The organism is Comamonas aquatica NBRC 14918, assembly GCF_000739875.1.
In the GTDB taxonomy this organism is placed as follows: Bacteria; Pseudomonadota; Gammaproteobacteria; order Burkholderiales; family Burkholderiaceae_C; genus Comamonas; species Comamonas aquatica.
Genome location: NZ_BBJR01000020.1, coordinates 1 through 541, shown reverse-complemented (window position 1 = coordinate 541; position 541 = coordinate 1). Strand labels below are relative to the sequence as shown.

Here is a 541-nt window from a genome sequence, read left to right as displayed (position 1 = left end):
CAAACCCGGTGCGATTCAGGTTGCCCTTGCATACGCTGGATTTGACGACGCCCCTCAAAGACGCGTTCACCGAAGCCCTGCTGGAACAATTGCCCGGCGGCAAAGACGCATATTGCCTGCAGTTTTGTGGCCCATCGGGCGCGGATGGAACTGAAGCCGCCATCAAACTGGCCAAGACCTTTACCGGCCGCAGCTCGGTGATTAGCTTTTCAGGCGGTTACCACGGCATGACGCATGGCGCTTTGGCCATGACGGGCAATCTGTCTGCCAAAAATGCGGTGCATGGCTTGATGCCCGGCGTGCAGTTCATGCCCTACCCCCATGAATACCGCTGCCCACTGGGTATTGGCGGTGAAGCAGGCGTCGATGCCTTGACCTATTACTTCGAAAACTTTATCGAAGACGTAGAAAGCGGCGTGACCAAGCCTGCGGCAGTGATTTTGGAAGCCATCCAAGGCGAAGGCGGTGTGGTGGTTGCACCCACCAAGTGGCTGAAAAAAATCCGCGAAGTGACCGAAAAGCACGGCATCGTATTGATCTT

The 541-nt window shown here is 56.2% G+C and carries 1 protein-coding gene; it reads left to right on the top strand.

Annotated features, from left to right (window positions below; genetic code table 11):
* Positions 1-26: 26 nt before the first annotated feature.
* A partial coding sequence (locus CA2_RS01350) for an aminotransferase class III-fold pyridoxal phosphate-dependent enzyme (protein WP_217997614.1) occupies positions 27-541 on the top strand: 515 nt, incomplete at its 3' end.